Raw genomic sequence first — 17802 nt, 5'->3', positions numbered from 1 at the left:
CGGTGGCTTCATACAGAGCCTTCGCTCATCATTTCGGTGGAGAGGCCGACGACCTGAGGTCGACGATTTCCGCCGGCTCCGCGCCCAGGCTGGCGTACATGCCACTCATCGATACGCATCCCGAGGCCACGACGTCACGTGCGTGGTGGCGCAACCTCTCCGCATGGGGTGGGCTCCTCGCGGTCTGCGGCGGCTTCTTCCACACCATGGTCGCCGCTCTGGAGCGCTACGAAGTCTGGGCGCAGATCGTCGACGAAGGATTCTTCAACACCGTCACGCTGGACCCCTCCGCCGACCGGCTCGCCGTGGCGGAGGCGTACTGGTTCAGCCCGGGTAGTTTCGGCGTGCCGTTGCTCCTGCTCGGCGCTCTCGTGACCGGGCTGACCCGGCGCGGGGTACGCGTGCCCGGATGGGTGGGATGCGGCGTCGCCGCGTGGGCCGTCCTGCTCGGGCTGCTCGGCACTTTCGACTCCGGATCGATCAGCCTGCTGTCCATCGGCGTGCTGCTGGCGGTCGGCGGCTGGAATGCCCGCCGAGCACCGGCCGACCGTACCCACCCCACGTGAGCTGGGCATGGAGTTGTCGTGGACCGGCAGCTCTGCTCATGGCAACGCCCGGCGTGCTCCTCGCTGCGGTCGGTCACACTCGGCTGGGTCATGCCGCGGTGACGGGGAGGCCGTGATGTCGATGAGACTTCCCGCCACCGAGCACACCAGCCGCCCGTGGCGGATCCACGAGATCGCGCCCGACTTCCAGGTGGAGGACGTCTGGGCGTTCCACACGCCCGGTGCCGGGCCGGACGACTTTCCCGTCATGCTTTCTGCACTGCGGGCGGCCGGCGGGCTGAACCGGGACCCGCCGCTGGTCCGTTTCCTGTTCGCCCTGCGCTGGAAGCTCGGCGCCCTGTTCGGTTGGGACGGGCCCGACGCAGGCCTCGCGAGGCGGGTCGAGTCGCTGTGCGATCGGCTGCCGCCTGACCTCCGCCAGGACGGGACCGGTACCGCAATGGCGAACATCCCGTTCACCATGGTGTACGAGCTGCCCGACGAGTGCGTCAGCGAGCTGGTCAACAAGACCGTGCACACCATCTGCCACCTGGGCTGGGTGCCGGCCGACGACGGCGAGCACGAACTGCGAATGGCGGCCCTGGTCAGGCCCAACGGCCTGCTCGGACGGCTGTACATGGCCGCGATCAAGCCGTTTCGGTATCTGATCGTCTACCCCGCGCTGACCCGGCAATGGGAACGCGCCTGGCGAGCCGCGGAGACAATCCCAGACGGAGCCACCCGGCCCAGCGTAAAGAATGGAGAGTCGGAATGATCCGGTGGGCGGGTTGGCTCATCACGCTGTACGGAGCCGCGCACACACTCGGTGCCCTGACGGTGCTGGGCGCCGCGGGCCACGCCGGGGTGTGGTTCAGCGGAGGGTTGTGGGGAGGTGACCTCGTCACCATGAGCCCGGCCATGAGCGCGTACTGGCTGAGTGTCAACAGCTTCGGCGTGCCACTCATCGTGGTCGGCCTCACCGTGCTGTGGCTGGACCGCCGTGGCATCACGCCGCCACGGTTCATTGCATGGACCCTCGGGATGTGGACCGTGGTCGACATCGTCGGGTCCGGGCCATTGCCCGCACAATGGCTGATCATCCTGCTTGCGAACATCCTGCTCCTGATCGGGGTCCGCCGCGGCACCCTGCGGCCTTACGTCGACACGAAGCGGAATCCCTAGTACCGCAGCGGGAATTCGTGATCACGCTGCTCGAGGCTGCCGCCGGGGCCGATTCGACGGGCCGTGCGCTCAAACCGGACAATACAGAATGGAATGGTTGGTTCATGACCGAGTTGCAGCGGCGTGCGAGGCGCGTCGGCCCCCTGATCACGGCTCTCGGTGTCGTACACGTCGCCTCCACGCCGGTGTTCTTTCCCGAGTCGGTGCGGAGCATCGTCAAAGGCCGGATCCTCGGCACCCTGAGCGCGGAGCCCAGCGCGATGCCCGTGCGGAAAGCGGGATTCTGGTATGCGATGGCCGGGGTCGCGATCGCCGCGTTCGGGTGGATGACCGGACACGCCGAGCGCAACGGAGGCACCCTGCCTGCAGTCCTGCCCGCCGTCCTCGCAGGCATGGGGACAGTAGGCGTCGCGCTGGACCCCCAGTCCGGGTTCTGGCTCTTCTACCCGCTGGCCTGGATCGCCCGCAGGCGAGCCCGGCGGCGCCCGTAGTCGCTCCACTGGTGATCTGCGAGGTCTCCACACCGACCTCGTCGCTAGCTTGGAGGAACGAGCCCGTTCTCGTAGGCGAAGATCACCGCCTGCACCCGGTCGCGAACCTCGAGCTTGGCCAGGAGGTGGCCGACGTGGGTTTTCACGGTGGCCTCGGAGAGGAAGAGCCGCTGCGCGGTCTCGGCGTTGGAGTGGCCTCGAGCGATCTCCAGCAGCACGTCGCGTTCGCGCGGGGTGAGCCGCTTCAGCAGCGGAGAAGCGTCGCGTGCGAGCCGTGTGGTCGCGAGGTGGTCCAGCATGCGACGGGTCGTGGAGGGCGCGAGCACGGCATCGCCGGCGTGGACGGCGCGGATCGCGTGGAGCACCTCGGCGGCCGACGCGTCCTTGAGCAGGAACCCGCTCGCGCCGGCGCGCAGTCCGGCGAAGGCGTACTCGTCGAGGTCGAACGTCGTCAGGACGATCACCTTGGGCGCATTCTCGCGGGCAGTCACCAACCTGGTGGCGTCGACGCCGTTCATGCGCGGCATCTGTACGTCCATCAGCGCGACGTCAACCGGTGTGTCGGCGAGCTTCGCGACCGCCTCCGCACCGTCGGCGGCCTGCATGACGATCTGGATGTCGTCGGTGGCGTCGATCACCATGGCCAGGCCCACACGGACCAGCTCCTGGTCATCGACAAGGGCGACTCTGATCGTCATCTCGAAGCTCCCTGTCGCCGACGAAACTCCGCACGCACCCTGAAGCCGCCGCCATCGAGGGGACCGGCCTCGAACCTACCGCCCGCAGCGTGCACACGCTCCTGGACACCGCGCAGACCGGCCCCCGTTCCGGGGACCGCCGACTGATCCTCGGCGTCCCCACCGTCGTCCTCGACAACCACGACCGACGCATCCGGTCCGTGCGAGACCGTGACCGTGACCGTGGGATGCGAGCCCGCATGCTTGATGCTGTTGGTCAGCGACTCCTGGACCAGGCGGTACACCGCGACGCCCGCGCCCCCGGTCAAGGCATGAGCTGAACCCCGCTCGACCAGGCGGACATCGATACCTGTCGCACGTACCTGCTCCACCAAGGCCACCACCTCTCGGAGCGAGGGCTGCACACCGTCGGAAGCAGCCGCCTCCCGCAACACCTGCAGCGTGCCGCGCATGTCGGCCAGAGCCTCCCGGGCGGCGCCGGCGATGACGGACAATGCCTGCGCCGCACGCTCCGGTGACTTGGCGGCGATGGCCGAGCCGCCCTCGGCCTGTCGCACGATGACGGCCAAGGAATGGGCAACGATGTCGTGCATGTCGCGGGCGATACGTTGGCGTTCGTCGGCCGCGGCGCGCTCGACGGCTCGAGCAGCCGCCTCGACCAGGCGCTGCCGCCGGTCGAAATGCGAACAGCCCACGGCCCACGTGCCGGCCACCGCCGCAACCAGTGCGAGGACAGCCAGCAGCAACGTGAGCCACCCTGCGGGGAGGGCGCCGTAGCCCGTCGCCGTTCTCGCGGTGCACAGCAACGCTCCGGTCACGCCGATCCCGAGGGCGAGCAGGCTCTTGGGCCGGGGGCGCTGCGCGGCGACGGCGTACAGGAGTACCAGGTAGACCGCCGACGACGGCAGGAAGAACAGCGGGATCTCCATGTTCCCGCTCGCCCCTGCCAGACCCAGCCCTGCCGGGTTCACCATCGTGTTCGGTAGCGCAACGGTCACCACCATGGCCAGGCTGGCGAGGAAGAACGCGGCCCCGGTGGCGATCCGTCGTATCGCGACAGTGGCAACCACGACAGACCCGCAAATACCGGCCACCCACAGCACCCAGGCCGGGGACCTGGCCGCCTGGAGGATGTCGAGCGAAGGCGGCCCCACGACCGCGGCGATCGCCAGGGCGAGCAGGGTGTCCGGGACGACCGGGTGTGCCCGCATCCACCGATCCAGGCGGTCGGTCCAGGTCACGGCGCCGATCCTAGGCTCTGCCACCCGAGCCGCGAGCCGGTCGTGCGGCTGCTGCGCGGTCGAGTCCTGCGTATTGGAACCCCGGAACGCGCCGCGACCGGCGGTGATCAGCGGCCGCGCCACCGTCGCCGGTGGGAGCGGCCCGCACCCGGATGTAACGCCGGCCGATGTTGAGGCGTCGACCCACCCCATCGCGGGTAGGCGATGGGCATGGCCGATGTCGACGACGAGCTGTGGGACGAGTTCCACCGGGTGGTCAACATGACCTCGCGCGAGCTGTCCGAGTGGCTGCGCACCCGCGACGCGGGCGAGGAGGGCGAGGAGCTGCCCGACCAGGCCGGAACCCCGACCGGGCAGCAGGTGCTCGCCATCCTGGGCAAGCGCCGCCAGGACCTCACCCCGCACGACACCGACGTGATGCGCCGCGTGGTGGACCGTGTGCACGCCCAGCGCCGCGACGACCTGGAGCCGACGGCGGGCCAGGCCGGATGGCGGCGCCGCCTGATGTCGCTGGGGCACGACCCGCTCAAGCCGGCCTGATCACGTCGATCATGCGGGTCCAGGAGTCCTTTCCGTAGCCGGCCGCGATCATGCGGTCGTAGAGCGACCTCACGGCATCCGGGAGCGCCGCGTCCTGGCCCGCGGCCGCTACGGCGCCCGCGATGTGGTCGACGCCCACCGCCATCATCTGCGCGGACGCGCCATCGTCCGGGTGGTCGTCCGCGTCGATGTTCGTGGCCGCCATCCCGAACGCCGACCGCGCCAGCTGGACGAGCTCGTCCGCGAGCGGCGCGTACTCGCGCGCGGCGACACCCGCCGTGCCGAGCAGCGCCGCACCCTGCACGAACGCCGCCAACGTGGTGACGAAGACGTGCACGAGTGCCTGGTAGAACAGCTGAGCCAGTGCCGGGTCGGCGCCGCGGTAGTCCGGGCGCCCAATCACCCGGAGGGTGGGCTCGTGGTCGGCGAATACCGACCTCGGCCCGCTGTAGAAGACGTACGCGTCCTCCGTGCCCACCGTGTCGGCGCCCACCATGATCCCGCCGACCAGCAGCTCGGCCCCGCGCTCGGCGAGCCAGGCCGCGGCGTCCCTCGATGCCTGCGGCGTATCTGAGCTCAGGTTGACGACGACCTTTCCGGCCAGCGCGTCGCCGACGTCGCCGAGGATCTCGTACATGGCGGCGTAGTGGGTGAGGCTGAGCAGCACGAGCGGGCCCGCCGCCACCGCCTCGGCCGGCGTGGCGGCCCGGGTCGCACCCGCCGCGACGAGCTCGTCGGCGCGGCTCGCCGTGCGGTTCCAGACCGTGACCGGGTGGCCTGCCGCGAGGTACGCCCGCGCCATGGCCTGGCCCATCGGTCCCAAGCCGATCATGGTGATGTTCAAGTGGTGCTCCGTCTCGTGAAGAGGAGTTCGATGAGGCCGACGTTGTCCTCGTGGCCGTGGCCCTCGGCCGTACGGCGCAACATCAGCGGGTAGAGCGGCGCGAGCAGCTCGGGACTCACGCCCTGCTCGTGGGCCGCGTCGATCAGGTTGTGGTAGGCGGCGGCCTGCATGCCGACGTTCGAGACGACGTCGCGGGCGTAGTCCCTGGCGTCGACGAGCTCGGCGGTGCGCTCCTGGAACCCGCCGACGGCAGCCATCCAGCGGCGCAGCAGCGGCGCGAACTCGACCGCCTCGACGCCCGCAGAGCGGACCATCGCGAACGCGTGCAGCTCCCCCATACTCGCGCCGTACATGGCGCTGAGCAGGGCGATGTCGTAGAGCGCAGCCAACCCGTGGTCGGTGCCGACGTACCGGCTCTCACCGAGGGCGTCGAGGGTCTCCCGGTGGTCCTCGAACGCCTCCTCCGGGCCGCTGTAGAGCACGAACGCCCCCGGCCCTCCGATCATCGGGGGGACGGCCATGATGCCGCCGTCGAGCAGCGCGAACCCGTGCTCCCCCGCCCACTCGCCCAGCTCGCGGCCTTGGCCAGGGGTGCCGTTCGTCAGGTTCACGACCACGCGCCCGGCGAGCGCGCCCGTCACGGGGTCGAGCGTCTGGTGGACGGACCGGTGATCCCACAGGCAGGCCACCACCAGGCCGCTCGCCCCCACGGCCTCCCCCACCGTCGCGGCCTCGGTGGCCCCGCCGGCCACCAGGTCCCCCGCCTTGCCGGGGGTGCGGTTCCACACCGTCACCGGCCGGCCCGTCGCGAGGAACGCCCCCGCGAGTGCCGATCCCATCGCGCCGAGACCGAGCACCGTCACGGCCTTGTCTTCTGCCATGCCTCGAGCATCGGAGGCGCCGCGCACGGCTCCCGCACGCTCCGCGCACGATTCCGACGAGCGGCGCGTTCGTCGGTACCTATCCGACGAACGCGCCGCTCGTCGGAAATGGTCGGAGCGGGCGGATACCGTGGCCGCTGTGCGATTCGGGGTGCTCGGGCCGGTGGCCGTGTGGGCCGACGACGGCAGCCCGGTGCGGGTGCCCGAGCGGAAGGTCCGGCTGTTGCTCGCCGACCTCCTCGTCCACGAAGGGCGTCCGGTGGCCGTCGAGCGGCTCGTCGAGCACCTGTGGGGCGGGCAGGAGCCCGGCAACCCGCTGAACACCTTGCAGACCAAGGTCTCGCAGCTGCGGCGCACGGTGGGGAACGATGCGGTGGTCCGCCAGCCGCCGGGATACCTGCTGCGTCTCGAGCCCGGCGCGCTCGACGTCCACCGGTTCCGCGCGCTCACCGCGCAGGCCAGGGATGCCTCCGACGCGTCCGACCGGGTCGCGCTGCTCTCCGACGCGCTCGCGTTGTGGCGCGGCCCGGCCCTCGCCGACGTGCGCGACGAGCCGTTCGCCGTCGCGGCCGCGCAGCGGCTCGACGAGGAGCGGCTGGTCGCCGAGGAGGAACGCGCCGAGGCGCTGCTCGCGCTGGGTGGCGCAGAGCTGGGCCCGCTCGTCGCCGAGCTGGGCGATCTGGTGGCGCGCCACCCGCTGCGTGAGCGGCTGCGCGGGCTGCACATGCGCGCGCTCTACCGCTCGGGCCGGCAGGGTGAGGCGCTCGCCGGGTTCGCCGAGCTTCGGTCGGCGCTCGTTTCCGAGCTCGGCCTCGAACCCGGTCCGGAGATCACCGCTCTGCAGCGCGCCATCCTCGCGCAGGACCCGGAGCTGCAGGGCCCGCCCGCGCCGCGGCGGCACGCGATCGCGGCCCCGCTCACCGAGCTCGTCGGCCGGGACGAGACCGTCGCGCGGGTGCGCGAGCAGCTGCGCACCGCGCGGCTCGTCACGCTCACCGGGCCCGGCGGGGTCGGCAAGACGAGCCTCGCGGTGGCCGTGGCGCGCGAGCACGCCGAGTCGGATTCCGCAGGCGCCTGTCTCGTCGAGCTCGCCGGGCTCGACCGGCAGGTGTGCCCGGAGGACGCCTGCCCTGCCGAGCACTGGGTCGTCGCCGCCGTTGGCACCGCGCTCGGGGTGCGCGACTCGGGCGATCTCGTCGAGAGCATCGCGGAGGCGCTCGCCGGCTCGCGGCTGCTCCTAGTGCTCGACAACTGCGAGCAGGTCGTCGCGGCCGTCGCCGTGGTCGCCCGAGAACTGCTGCGGGCCGTGCCCGGCCTGCGGGTTCTCGCCACGAGCCGCGAGCCGCTCGGGGTGGCGGGCGAGGTGCTGCACGAGGTCCCGCCGCTCGACCTGCCCGCAGGCGCCGACGATGCCTCGATGCGCGCGTCGAGCGCGGTGCGGCTGTTCGCGGAGCGGGCCGCGGCGGCGGCGCCCGGGTTCGTCCTCGACGCCGGCACTGCCCCCGCGGTCGCGGCCATCTGCCGACGGCTCGACGGCCTGCCGCTCGCGCTGGAGCTCGCCGCCGGACGGGTGCGGGCGCTGGGCGTGCACGAGGTGCTGGCCCGGCTCGACGACCGGTTCGCGCTGCTCGCGGGCGGCCCGCGCGACGCGCCCGACCGGCAGCGCACGCTGCGCGCGGTGATCGACTGGAGCTGGGAGCTGCTCACCCCCGCCGAGCAAGTGGTGCTGCGGCGCATCGCCGTGCACGCGGATGGCTGTGACCTCGAGGCGGCCGAGGCGATCTGCGCGGGCGACGGGGTGCGGCCCGGCGACGTGCTCGACCTGCTCGCCCGCCTCGTAGACCGCTCCCTTGTGGTGAGCAGGCCTCCACGGTTCCGGCTGCTGGAGACGGTCGCGGCGTACGGGCTCGAACGCATGGCCGATGCGGGCGAGCTCGAACGCGTGCGGCAGCGGCACAGCGCCCACTACCTCGCGCTCGCCGAGCGGGCCGAGCCGGAGCTGCGCGGCGCCGACCAGCAGCGCTGGCTGGAACGGCTCGACGCGGACGCGGCCAACCTGCGCGCGGCCGTCGACCACCTCGTGCAGCAGGCAGACGGCGCGGAGCAGGCGTTGCGGCTGGTGCAGGCGCTGTGCTGGTACTGGTTCCTGCGCGGGCGCACCGGGGAGGCGGTCCGGTCGCTGCGCGCCGCCCTCGCCGTGCCTGGTGCAGCGCCTGCGGGCGCCCGCGCGCAGGCCGCGGCCTGGCTCACCGCGCTGCGCGTGCTCGACGGGGAGCGGCCCGACGACGCAGCGCTCGATGTGTCCGCCATCGCCGACCCGGTGGCGAAGGCCCGCACCCAGTGGTTCCTCGGCTACGCGCTCAGCACCGTGGCCGATGCCAGGGCCGCGGCGCTCACGCGCGCCGCCCTCGCCACCTTCGAGGCCGTGGGCGACCGGTGGGGCATCGCCGCCGCGCTTGCCGACCGCGTGAGCCAGTCCTTCTACGCGGGCGCCCGGGAGCAGGCCGAGCGGGCGGCCACGCTGTTCCGCGAGGTGGGCGACCGCTGGGGCCAGGTGCAGACCACGTTCGCGCTCGGCGCCATCGCCGAGCTCACGGGCCGGTACGCCGACGCCGCCGAGCAGCACCGCGCAGGCCTGCGGATGGCCGAGGAGCTCGGCCTGTGGGCCGAGGTCTCCTACCAGCTGTCCTGGCTGGGCCGGGTGGCCCTGCTGGAACGCCGGTTCGCCGAGGCGGAGGATCTGCACCGGCGCGCCGTCGACATGGCGGTCGCCCACGGCTTCGCGCCCGGCCGCATCTACGCCCTCACCGGCCTCGCGCTCGGCGAGCGCCGCACCGGGGAGCTGGACGCGGCCGAGCGGCACCTGCACGAGGTGCTCGACTGGCACGTCGCAGCGGGCGCCGACATCGCCACCACGCTGATCCACGCGGAGCTGGGGTTCGTCGCGGAGCTGCGCGGCGACGCCGATGGCGCAGTGCGACGCCAGCTCACCGGGTACGCCGTCGCCCGGCGCAGCGGCGACCCGCGCGCACTTGCGCTCGCGCTGGAAGGGCTCGCGGGCGCCATCGCGCTCACCGGGGTGCACGGGCACGCCGCACGGCTGCTCGGGGCTGCCGCGGCGGCGCGGGAGAGCGTCGGCGCGCCGCTGCCGCCCGCCGAGCGCGGTGACGTCGACCGGATCACGGCAGTGGCCACCGCCGCCCTCGGTGAGGGTGAGTTCGCGGAGGAGTTCGTCCGGGGCGCGGTCACCGATCCTGACGAGCTCGCGTCCGTGCCCGACCGAACCGCATCTACAGCGCCACGACCATAGCCGCAGCCCTGTCATGCCGCATGCCATTAGTGCAGCGTGCGGATGGTGCATTCATTAAAGGAGTGAATGCACCATCCGCACTGTTGTGCCGAGCTCAGACCCGCCGGCAGGTCACCGTGAGCGTGAGACGCTGGCCGAACTCCTGGAAATCAGGCTGAACCTGAACGGCGCGACCGTTGGTGGTGACGCCTTCCCAGGCCACGAAGTCCTGGTTGCTCACCGAGTAGTCGTCCACCTGGTCCGCACGCTTGCACCGGACCTCGACATAGTCGTCCTGGATGCGCGGGACGATGGTCGGGCTTCCGTTCACGTTCTGGAGCGACCACGTCCGACTGATCTCATAGGTGCGCGGTGCAGCCTCGGCGAGGCCCGTCATGAGAAGCATCCCCGCCACTACGGCGAGAAACGTGGCGATCTTGCGCATGGATTTCCCCCGATATTCCACACGCCACCCCCGTGGATGGCGCGATACCGGCGTATCGCACCGCCCGAAGTTGATGTTACAGCGCACTATTCCGCGCCCGGACGCACGATCATCAGCACCACGACGACCGCCCACAGCAGGTTGTAGATCCCGGCGTACATGGCGAGCGAGCGCAGCCGGGCACCGCCGTCCGGCTCGGCGAGCGCGGCCTTTTGCCTCGGGTAGATCACGAGCGCCAGCAGCAGGCCCGCTGCCGCCGTGAGGAGCATCGCGATGTTGATCCAGATCTCGGCCATGCGGCCCTGGACGACGCCCAGCACGATCCCGACGACCGGTACGACGATGCCGAGCAGGCCGTACACCCGCGTGATGCGGTGCAGCAGCACCGCCACAGCTTCATTGCGCTCCCCCGCCGGCTCGCCGGATGCGGGAGCGCCGGCCGGCACTGCCGCCGCCGCGATTGGCGCGTACCGCGGGAACAGGCTGGCCGCCACGGCCGAGCCCCCGACGAAGACGATGCCCGCGAGCACGTGCACCGACAGCAGCAGACCTTCCACGGAACCTCCAAAGCTTCAGGTTGCATGAAGGCTAGCAGGACCTTCAGTAGCCCTGAAGGCGACCGCAGGATGTAGTGCTAGAGCCGGGAGAAGGCGGCACGCACGGCGTCGCCGACCTGCCGGAGAGCCGGATCGGCGTCGGGGCCGAAGAGCTGGGTGTCGACGGCGTCCACGGCGGCCATCGCCTCCCGCAGCAGGCGGGCACCCTCCGGCGTGAGCTCGATGGTCGACGCGGCCCCGGCCCGCGCCGTCCTGTCGCGCACGAGCCCGGCCGCGACCAGCGCCTTCACCGCCGTGTGCACGCTCTGGACGCTGATCCCCGACATCCGCGCCAGATCGCTGAAGGACACGCCCGGCACCCCCGAGATGTGCCCGAGCAACCCCAGCCGGCTCACCGTGAGGCCGAGCGGGGCGAGCGCGGCACCCAGCTCGGACTCGATCCGGTGCGCCACCGTGAGCAGCACAACCGACGGGCTCGTGGGCGGCGCCCCGCTCTCGGTACTCACGGCCGAGAGTCTCCCGCACGGCATCAACCGGTCAGGGTGCGGCGCGAGCTGCCTTCACCGCACTCCGAGCTGCAGCTCCCGGTCGATCCGCCGTTGCACCGTCGCGACCGTCCGGAACGCCTCGCGCAGCGACACCCGGGTGACCGGGCTGAGGTCGGCCGGCCGCACCAGGTCGTCGGGTTCCGCACCGGCGCGCAGCTGCTCCACCTGGTGGGCCATGCGCAGCTGCAGCACGAGGTGGAATGCCTCCTCCAGGGTGGCGGCCGGCCCGGCGTCCAGGGTGCCCGCAGCCGCGGCGGCGCGCAGCCGGGCCGGGGTGGACGCGCTGGTGACGCCGGCCGCCATCCCCGCCCAGCGGGCCAGGTCGACGATCGGGACGAGGCCGCCGCGCTTGAGGTCGAGCTTTCCGCGGCGCCGCCCGGAGTGCTCCACCACGAAGTCGCGCAGGAAGCCGGTGGGTGGCCGGTGGGCGAGCGCGTAGCGCCCGAGCAGCCGTAGCAGGTCGGGGTGGCGACGGGCGTCGCGGAAGACGTCGGCCACCGACGGGCCCGCGCGCACGCCCCACACCGGGCGGGCGTCCACCGCGAGCGAGACGAGGATCGGGGCGCGTTCCTGGGTGGGGTCGGCGAGCCAGCTGCGGGCGGCGGCCACCCAGCCGTCGTAGGAGCGGGCGAAGAGCTTGTTAGTCGCCACCGCCCCGTTGGCGTCGGCCCGGAACCCGCACGCCGCGAGCCCGGCCAGTACCTGTTCGGCCAGCGCGTGGGCGTACTCGGCGGCGTTGTCCGCACGACCCTGTCCATCCCCCGCCCAGACGAGCGCGCTGTCCACGTCGGAGGACGGGACGGCCTCGCGCCGCGCGAGGCTGCCCAGCGCCAGCCAGGTGAGCGGGCGCGGCGGTGGGCCGGGGGCGACCAGCTCGATGAGCCGCCGGGTGAGCGCGTCGACCACCACGGAGGTGATGCCCGCGATGTCGGTGGCCGCCACCCGCGCGTCGTGCAGCGCGATCACCGTGGGGGTGAGCCCTGCGGCCGCCGTCACCAGCTCCGGCACCGAGCCGGCACGGGCGATCGCCGCGCGCAGCCCGAAGCTGCTGCGCGTGGTGGCGGCGACGACGTCGACGTCGGCGAGCACGCCGAGCACCTCCCCCGTCGCGTCGAGCACCGGGGCGTGCCGCACGCCGCGGTCGAGCATGTCGAGCAGCACCTCGCCGCCGAGGCGGTCGGCGGCGACCGTCCATGCGGGCGCCGACATCGCCGCGCTGACGGGCGCGGCGGTGTCCACGCCATCGGCGATCACGCGACGCAGGTCGTGGTCGGTGAGGATGCCCAGCCGTCCGCCGTCGAGCGGGACGACGAGAGCCGACGCGCGGCACGCCGTCATCCGCTGTGCGGCCTCCCGGATCGGCAGCGCGGGGGACGCCCGGACGAGCGGTGTCCGCAGCAGCTCACGGACCGGGCGCTGAGCGGAGTCGGCGGCGCGATCCTCGGTGCCCGCCGGGTCGAGGAGCGCCGAGGACATCAGCGACCGGGTCACATAGCGCAGTCCGGCGGGCCGGCCGAGCACCGGGCGCATCGCGTCGGCGGGAATGCGCAGGCACGTCGTGGCACCCACGGCCACGGCGGCGAACCCGAGCGGTAGCCCGGACAGCATCGACGCGTGACCGAACAGCTCGCCGGGTCCGAGCAGGTCGAGTATCCGCCCGTCGAGCACGATCTCCACGGCGCCGGTGCGCACCACGCGCACGTGCGTGACCGGCGGGCCGCCCTTGGCGAGGATCGTCGCGCCCGCGGGGTGCTCCTCCGGCTCCGCGACGGCCGCCAGCGCCGCGAGCTCGGCGGCGTCCAGCGCCGCGAACGGCGGATGTGCGCGGAGGAAGCCGACGATGTCGCCCACGCCGGCAATCCTCCCCGTTGTCACCTCTCGGTGGTGAGCAGGTCGCTCGCCTTCTCCCCGATCATGTAGCAGGTGATGTTCGGGTTGATCGCCGGCAGGAACGGCATGATCGACGCGTCGGCCACCCGCAGCCCGTCGACGCCGCGCACCCGCAGCTGCGGGTCCACGACGGCGGCCGGGTCGCTCGCCGGGCCCATCTTCGCGGTGCCTGCCGGGTGGTAGACGGTGTTGTGGGTCTTCGCGATGTAGTCGGCCAGCTCGTCGTCGGTGACGGCGTCCGGGCCGGGGGTGAGCTCGCGGGCCACCCACTCCTTGAGCGCCTCCTGCTCGGCGATGCGGCGGGCCAGCCGCACACCGGTCTGCATGACCCGCATGTCGTGGCCGTCCGGGTCGGTGAAGTAGCGCGGGTCGACCCGCGGCCGGTCGCGGAAGTCGCGGGTGCGCAGCCGCACGGTGCCCCGGGAGCGCCCGCGGGTGACGTTCGGCGTGAGGCAGAAGCCGTTGTCGGTGGTCGGGTAGCCCCAGCGGACGGTGTTCAGGTCGAACGGCACCGACCCGTAGTGCATCATCAGGTCCGGCCGGTCCAGGCCGTCCCGGGTGCGGGTGAACAGGCCGATCTCCCACCACTGCGTGGAGCGGGTGACCATGGGCTGCGCCGCCTCCCACATCACCAGGCCCTCGACGTGGTCGTCCAGGTTCGCCCCGACGCCGGGCGCGTCCACCAGCACGTCGATCCCGAACTCCCGCAGGTGCTCGGACGGCCCGATGCCCGACAGCATCAGCAGCTTCGGGGTGTCGATCGCGCCCGCGCTGAGCACGACCTCCCGGCGGGCGGTGACGGTGCGCCGGCCCGGCCCGATGTCCTGCTGGTACTCGACGCCGGTGGCGCGCCGGCCCGCGAACAGCACCCGCGAGGCCCACGCCCCCGTGCGGACCTCCAGGTTCGGCCGCTTGCCCATGATCGGGTGCAGGTAGGCCCGGGAGGACGACGCGCGGGTGCCGTCGGGCTCGCGGTTGATCTGGAAGAACCCGGCGCCCTCGCAGACCGTCGCGCCCTCGTTGAACCGGACGGTCGGCAGCCCCACGACGGCGGCCGCCTCGAGCACGGCGACGCCGCACGGGTCGTCCGGCTGCACCTGCATGATCGAGACGGGGCCGGACCGGCCGTGTCCGTCCCACGGCCCGTCGTTGTTCTCCAGCCGCGTGACGAGCGGCCAGCACTCGTCGGCGCTCCAGCCGTCGCAGCCGATGGCGGCCCACTCGTCGAGGTCCTCGCGCGGCGGCCAGAACGCGATGCACGAGTTGTGCGACGAGCAGCCGCCGAGCACCTTCGCGCGGGCGTGGCGCAGGAAGCTGTTGCCGCGCTCCTGCGGCTCGACCAGGTAGTCCCAGTCGTAGCCGGAGTCGAGCAGGGCCATCCAGTCGGTGAGCTTGAGGATCGCCGGATCGTCGACGTCGGACGGGCCGGCCTCCAGCAGGCACACCGAGACCGCGGGGTCCTCGGACAGCCGGGCGGCGAGCGCGCAGCCCGCCGACCCGCCTCCGACGACGACGTAGTCGAAGGCGTCACCCGGGTCCGTCATGCCTGGCTCCCCTCCGGCCGCGGGCCGGGCGCCGGCAGCGTCGGATCCACCTCGTGCGCTTCCTCCAGCTGCTGCGCCATGTGCTCCGGCAGCGTGCCGACCCGGTGCCGGCCGCGGAGCCCGTACCAGGCGAGGCCGACGACGATGATCGCGCCGATGAAGATGAACGCGCTCCATGCCAGCCACCCGGCGCCGTACACGGCTTCGCGAGGCCACGCGAGGTTGATCGACATCACGACGCCCCACAGCACCGCGAGGATGTTCACCGGCAGCCCGAGCTTGCCGAGCGAGAAGTACCCGCTGCCTCGCGCAGCCGCATCCGGCCACTGACCGCGCAGCCTTCGCAGCAGCATCGGACCCGTGACCAGCAGGTACGCGATGTAGATCATGATGATGGCCACGCTGGTGACCGCGGTGAAGACCTCAGGGGATCCGATGTTCACCACGAGGATGATCAGCGCGAGCACGCCGACGACGATCGACGGGATGACCGGCGTCTTGTGCACCGGGTCGATCTTCGCCAGCCGAGCGCCCTCGGGAAGGGCGTTGTCGCGGGCCATCGCGAACATGAGCCGGATCGCCGCGGTGTGCACTGCGAGCGCGCACACGGTGATCGCGATCGCGATCGCGACGAGGAAGACCGTGCCGACCGGGCCGCCGAGCACCTGGAGCAGGATCAGCTGGCCGCCGCCGGACTTCACGCCGTAGTCCGGGTTGCTCAGGTCGGGGGCGGTGAGGATCAGCAGCAGCAGGATCAACCCGCCGATGACGAACGACGCGATGACCGCGCGCAGGATCGCTGTCGGGGCGGTGCGGCGCGGGTCGACGGTCTCCTCGCCGAGCGAGCTGGCGGTGTCGAAGCCGTACATGACGTATGCGGACGCGAGCGCGGCGACCAGGAACGCGCCGAAGTAGCCCATGCTCGTGCCCTCGCCGAAGCCCGAGGTGTCGAACAGCACCGACGGCGGGTTCACGATGTTGAACGCCAGCAGCACGATAATCAGCACGGCCGCGATGAGCTCGATGAACACCCCCGTGCTGTTGATCTGGGCCATCAGCTTGACGCCGATCGCATTGATCACGGTGGTGAAGACGATGAGCAGCCCGCCGAGGATCACGGCGTTGGCTGCTGCCGCCGTCGGATCGGCCGCGTCGCCGATGACCTGGAAACCGGACCAGATCTGGGGCAGCACGAGCTGGTAGGCCAGCACGACGGCGGTGATCGTGACGATCGATGCCGTGAGCATCATCCAGCCCGCCAGCCACGACGTGGCGGGACCGGCCAGCTGCTTCGACCAGTTGTAGACCGAGCCGGCCACCGGGTAGCGCCCGGCCAGCTCGGCGAACGACAGCGCCACCATGATCTGCCCGGCGAAGACGAGCGGCCACGACCACCAGTAGGCCGCCCCGCCCGTGCCGAACCCGAAGTAGAAGAGCTGGAACGTGCCGGTCAGGATCGAGATGTAGCTGACGCCGGCCGCGAAGCTCGCGAACTTGCCGATGCTGCGGTCGAGCGTCTGGGAGTAGCCGAACTCGGCCATCCCGTCGTCGCCCGCGCGATGCTCCGTCGTACTCACGTGCCACCTCCGGTGTCAGCGCCAAACCACCCGGCTGGGGCCGGCTGCGTGTTGTGCCAGATGTGCTTGTGTTCCTGGTACTCGGCCAGTCCGGTGGGGCCGAGCTCGCGCCCGTTGCCCGAGCGCTTCATGCCGCCCCACTCCGCCCCTGGCACGTACGGGCCGAAGTCGTTGATCCACACCGTGCCGTGCCGCAGAGCGCGGGCGACCCGCTCGGCCCGCCCCGCGTCGCCGGTCCAGACTCCACCGGACAGCCCGTACTCGGTGTCGTTGCCGAGCGCGATCGCTTCGTCCTCGGTGGTGAAGCGCTCGACGGTGAGGATCGGCCCGAAGGTCTCCTCGCGGATCACCCGCATGTCGCGGCGGACGTCGGCGAACACCGTCGGCCGGTAGAAGAAGCCCTTCTGCAGGTCGGGTTCCTCGGGCCGGTGCCCGCCTGCCACGAGGCGCGCGCCCTCCGCGTGGGCCGACGCGACGAAGTCCTCGATCTTCGCCCGCTGGGCCGCCGACACGAGGGGGCCGGACTCGGTGCCCTCGTCCAGGCCGTTGCCCAGCCGGATCCGGTCGGCGCGCCTGCCGAGCTCGGCGACCAGGTCGTCGTGCAGCGCGTCCTCGACGATCAGCCGGGCGCCTGCCGAGCAGACTTGACCCGCGTGCAGGAAGACGGCGGTGAGCGCGTTGTCGACGACGGTCTCGAAGTCCGTATCCGCGAAGACGATGTTCGGGTTCTTGCCGCCCAGCTCCACCGCGACCCGCTTCACGGTGCCTGCGGCGGCTCGCATGATCGCCTGCCCGGTGGCGAGACCGCCGGTGAAACTGATCATGTCGACGGCATCGTGCTCCGTGAGCGGGGCGCCGACGGACCGGCCGTCACCGAGCAGGATGTTGACCACACCCTGCGGCGCGCCCGCCTCCTCCAGCAGCCGCACGAGCAGCACCGACGTGAGCGGGGTGACCTCGCTCGGCTTGATCACCACCGTGTTGCCGGCCGCCAGCGCGGGCGCGACCTTCCACGACAGCTGCAGCAGCGGGTAGTTCCACGGCGTGATCAGCGCGCAGACGCCGACGGGCTCGTGCACGATGCGGCTGACCACCGCCGGGTTGCCCGTGTCGACGAGCCGGCCCGCGTCATGCCCCGCGAGATCGGCGTAGTAGCGGAAGACGGCGGCCACGTCGTCGACGTCGATCCGGCTCTCGACCAGCGTCTTGCCGGTGTCGAGGGTCTCGACGCGGGCGATCTCCTCCTTGTCGCGCACCAGCAGGTCGGCGACCCGGCGCAGCAGCGCGCCCCGCTCGGCGGCGGAGGTCCGTGGCCACGGGCCGCCGTCGAAGGCCGCCCTGGCCGCGGCCACGGCGCGCTCGACGTCGTCGGGGCCGGCCTGGTCGACCGTCTCGATCACGCCTGCGTCGAACGGGTTGATCACTTCGGCGCTGCCGCCGGACCCGGAAGTCCAGGTCCCGTCGATGTAGAGGCTGTGCACGCGCCGATCGTCCTCGCGAACGGCCGGACGTCAAGCGGTGGCTTCTCCT

Annotated in this window: 17 protein-coding genes; 6 read left to right on the top strand and 11 right to left on the bottom strand. The window is 72.1% G+C overall.

The annotated features are described in order from the left end of the window. Nucleotides 1–98 precede the first annotated feature (98 nt). The 4 genes from K1T35_RS13735 (at nucleotide 99) to K1T35_RS13720 (ending at nucleotide 2218) form a co-directional block, all read left to right on the top strand. On the top strand, nucleotides 99–566 hold the full coding sequence (locus tag K1T35_RS13735; RefSeq protein ID WP_220260552.1) for a DUF6463 family protein: 468 nt from the start codon (nucleotides 99–101) through the stop codon (nucleotides 564–566). Between the two features lie 115 nt (nucleotides 567–681). Continuing rightward, on the top strand, nucleotides 682–1320 hold the full coding sequence (locus tag K1T35_RS13730) for a DUF2867 domain-containing protein (RefSeq protein ID WP_255621865.1): 639 nt from the start codon (nucleotides 682–684) through the stop codon (nucleotides 1318–1320). Next, the gene (locus K1T35_RS13725; protein WP_220260551.1) at nucleotides 1317–1727 is read left to right on the top strand and encodes a DUF6463 family protein; all 411 of its coding nucleotides are present in this window, start codon (nucleotides 1317–1319) and stop codon (nucleotides 1725–1727) included. Before K1T35_RS13730 ends, K1T35_RS13725 begins: the two co-directional genes overlap by 4 nt. Before the next feature lie 104 nt (nucleotides 1728–1831). Further along, a complete protein-coding gene (locus K1T35_RS13720) occupies nucleotides 1832–2218 on the top strand; it encodes a DUF6463 family protein (RefSeq protein ID WP_220260550.1) in 387 nt (128 codons plus the stop codon). Nucleotides 2219–2262: 44 nt separating this feature from the next. Here the strand turns inward: K1T35_RS13720 and K1T35_RS13715 are convergent, their stop codons facing one another. Both K1T35_RS13715 and K1T35_RS13710 read right to left on the bottom strand, forming a co-directional pair. Next, nucleotides 2263–2916, bottom strand: a complete 654-nt coding sequence (locus K1T35_RS13715; RefSeq protein WP_220260549.1) for a response regulator transcription factor — start codon at nucleotides 2914–2916, stop codon at nucleotides 2263–2265. Then, on the bottom strand, nucleotides 2913–4157 hold the full coding sequence (locus K1T35_RS13710) for a sensor histidine kinase (protein ID WP_220260548.1): 1245 nt from the start codon (nucleotides 4155–4157) through the stop codon (nucleotides 2913–2915). The genes K1T35_RS13715 and K1T35_RS13710 overlap by 4 nt, the downstream gene beginning before the upstream one ends. A gap of 210 nt (nucleotides 4158–4367) precedes the next feature. Here K1T35_RS13710 and K1T35_RS13705 point away from each other — a divergent pair, with 210 nt between their 5' ends. After that, a complete protein-coding gene (locus tag K1T35_RS13705; protein ID WP_220260547.1) occupies nucleotides 4368–4697 on the top strand; it encodes a DUF3140 domain-containing protein in 330 nt (109 codons plus the stop codon). Here K1T35_RS13705 and K1T35_RS13700 read toward each other — a convergent pair. Then, nucleotides 4684–5541: an NAD(P)-dependent oxidoreductase gene (locus K1T35_RS13700; protein WP_255621864.1), complete on the bottom strand. Its 858-nt coding sequence runs from the start codon at nucleotides 5539–5541 to the stop codon at nucleotides 4684–4686. The genes K1T35_RS13705 and K1T35_RS13700 overlap by 14 nt on opposite strands. Next, nucleotides 5538–6422, bottom strand: coding sequence for an NAD(P)-dependent oxidoreductase (locus K1T35_RS13695; RefSeq protein WP_220260546.1), 885 nt, complete (start codon nucleotides 6420–6422; stop codon nucleotides 5538–5540). The genes K1T35_RS13700 and K1T35_RS13695 overlap by 4 nt, the downstream gene beginning before the upstream one ends. A gap of 139 nt (nucleotides 6423–6561) precedes the next feature. Between K1T35_RS13695 and K1T35_RS13690 the strand changes: the two genes are divergently transcribed. Then, nucleotides 6562–9732: a BTAD domain-containing putative transcriptional regulator gene (locus tag K1T35_RS13690; RefSeq protein WP_220260545.1), complete on the top strand. Its 3171-nt coding sequence runs from the start codon at nucleotides 6562–6564 to the stop codon at nucleotides 9730–9732. 94 nt (nucleotides 9733–9826) lie between these two features. Here the strand turns inward: K1T35_RS13690 and K1T35_RS13685 are convergent, their stop codons facing one another. The 7 genes from K1T35_RS13685 to K1T35_RS13655 form a co-directional block, all read right to left on the bottom strand. Next, a complete protein-coding gene (locus K1T35_RS13685; RefSeq protein WP_220260544.1) occupies nucleotides 9827–10156 on the bottom strand; it encodes a hypothetical protein in 330 nt (109 codons plus the stop codon). Nucleotides 10157–10242: 86 nt separating this feature from the next. Continuing rightward, a complete protein-coding gene (locus tag K1T35_RS13680) occupies nucleotides 10243–10713 on the bottom strand; it encodes a hypothetical protein (RefSeq protein ID WP_220260543.1) in 471 nt (156 codons plus the stop codon). A gap of 77 nt (nucleotides 10714–10790) precedes the next feature. Next, entirely contained in the window at nucleotides 10791–11219 is a 429-nt protein-coding gene (locus tag K1T35_RS13675; RefSeq protein ID WP_255621863.1) for a MarR family winged helix-turn-helix transcriptional regulator, read from the bottom strand. Nucleotides 11220–11273: 54 nt separating this feature from the next. Continuing rightward, the gene (locus K1T35_RS13670) at nucleotides 11274–13112 is read right to left on the bottom strand and encodes a putative nucleotidyltransferase substrate binding domain-containing protein (RefSeq protein WP_220260541.1); all 1839 of its coding nucleotides are present in this window, start codon (nucleotides 13110–13112) and stop codon (nucleotides 11274–11276) included. 20 nt (nucleotides 13113–13132) lie between these two features. Further along, nucleotides 13133–14695, bottom strand: a complete 1563-nt coding sequence (locus tag K1T35_RS13665; protein WP_220260540.1) for a GMC family oxidoreductase — start codon at nucleotides 14693–14695, stop codon at nucleotides 13133–13135. After that, the gene (locus K1T35_RS13660) at nucleotides 14692–16236 is read right to left on the bottom strand and encodes an APC family permease (RefSeq protein ID WP_220262580.1); all 1545 of its coding nucleotides are present in this window, start codon (nucleotides 16234–16236) and stop codon (nucleotides 14692–14694) included. Before K1T35_RS13660 ends, K1T35_RS13665 begins: the two co-directional genes overlap by 4 nt. Nucleotides 16237–16268: 32 nt before the next feature. Next, a complete protein-coding gene (locus tag K1T35_RS13655) occupies nucleotides 16269–17753 on the bottom strand; it encodes an aldehyde dehydrogenase family protein (RefSeq protein ID WP_220260539.1) in 1485 nt (494 codons plus the stop codon). Nucleotides 17754–17802 lie beyond the last annotated feature (49 nt).

Origin of the sequence: Pseudonocardia sp. DSM 110487 (genome assembly GCF_019468565.1) — a bacterium.
GTDB lineage: Bacteria > Actinomycetota > Actinomycetes > Mycobacteriales > Pseudonocardiaceae > Pseudonocardia.
Note: the sequence above shows the minus strand (reverse complement) of the source record. Positions and strands in the feature narration are given on the sequence as shown.

Coding starts and splice junctions, on each gene's coding strand:
- K1T35_RS13685 (WP_220260544.1), bottom strand. CDS start 10,156: ATGCGCAAGATCGCCACGTTTCTCGCCGTAGTGGCGGGGATGCTTCTC.
- K1T35_RS13720 (WP_220260550.1), top strand. CDS start 1,832: ATGACCGAGTTGCAGCGGCGTGCGAGGCGCGTCGGCCCCCTGATCACG.
- K1T35_RS13725 (WP_220260551.1), top strand. CDS start 1,317: ATGATCCGGTGGGCGGGTTGGCTCATCACGCTGTACGGAGCCGCGCAC.
- K1T35_RS13695 (WP_220260546.1), bottom strand. CDS start 6,422: ATGGCAGAAGACAAGGCCGTGACGGTGCTCGGTCTCGGCGCGATGGGA.
- K1T35_RS13665 (WP_220260540.1), bottom strand. CDS start 14,695: ATGACGGACCCGGGTGACGCCTTCGACTACGTCGTCGTCGGAGGCGGG.
- K1T35_RS13730 (WP_255621865.1), top strand. CDS start 682: ATGTCGATGAGACTTCCCGCCACCGAGCACACCAGCCGCCCGTGGCGG.
- K1T35_RS13705 (WP_220260547.1), top strand. CDS start 4,368: ATGGCCGATGTCGACGACGAGCTGTGGGACGAGTTCCACCGGGTGGTC.
- K1T35_RS13735 (WP_220260552.1), top strand. CDS start 99: ATGCCACTCATCGATACGCATCCCGAGGCCACGACGTCACGTGCGTGG.
- K1T35_RS13715 (WP_220260549.1), bottom strand. CDS start 2,916: ATGACGATCAGAGTCGCCCTTGTCGATGACCAGGAGCTGGTCCGTGTG.
- K1T35_RS13660 (WP_220262580.1), bottom strand. CDS start 16,236: ATGGCCGAGTTCGGCTACTCCCAGACGCTCGACCGCAGCATCGGCAAG.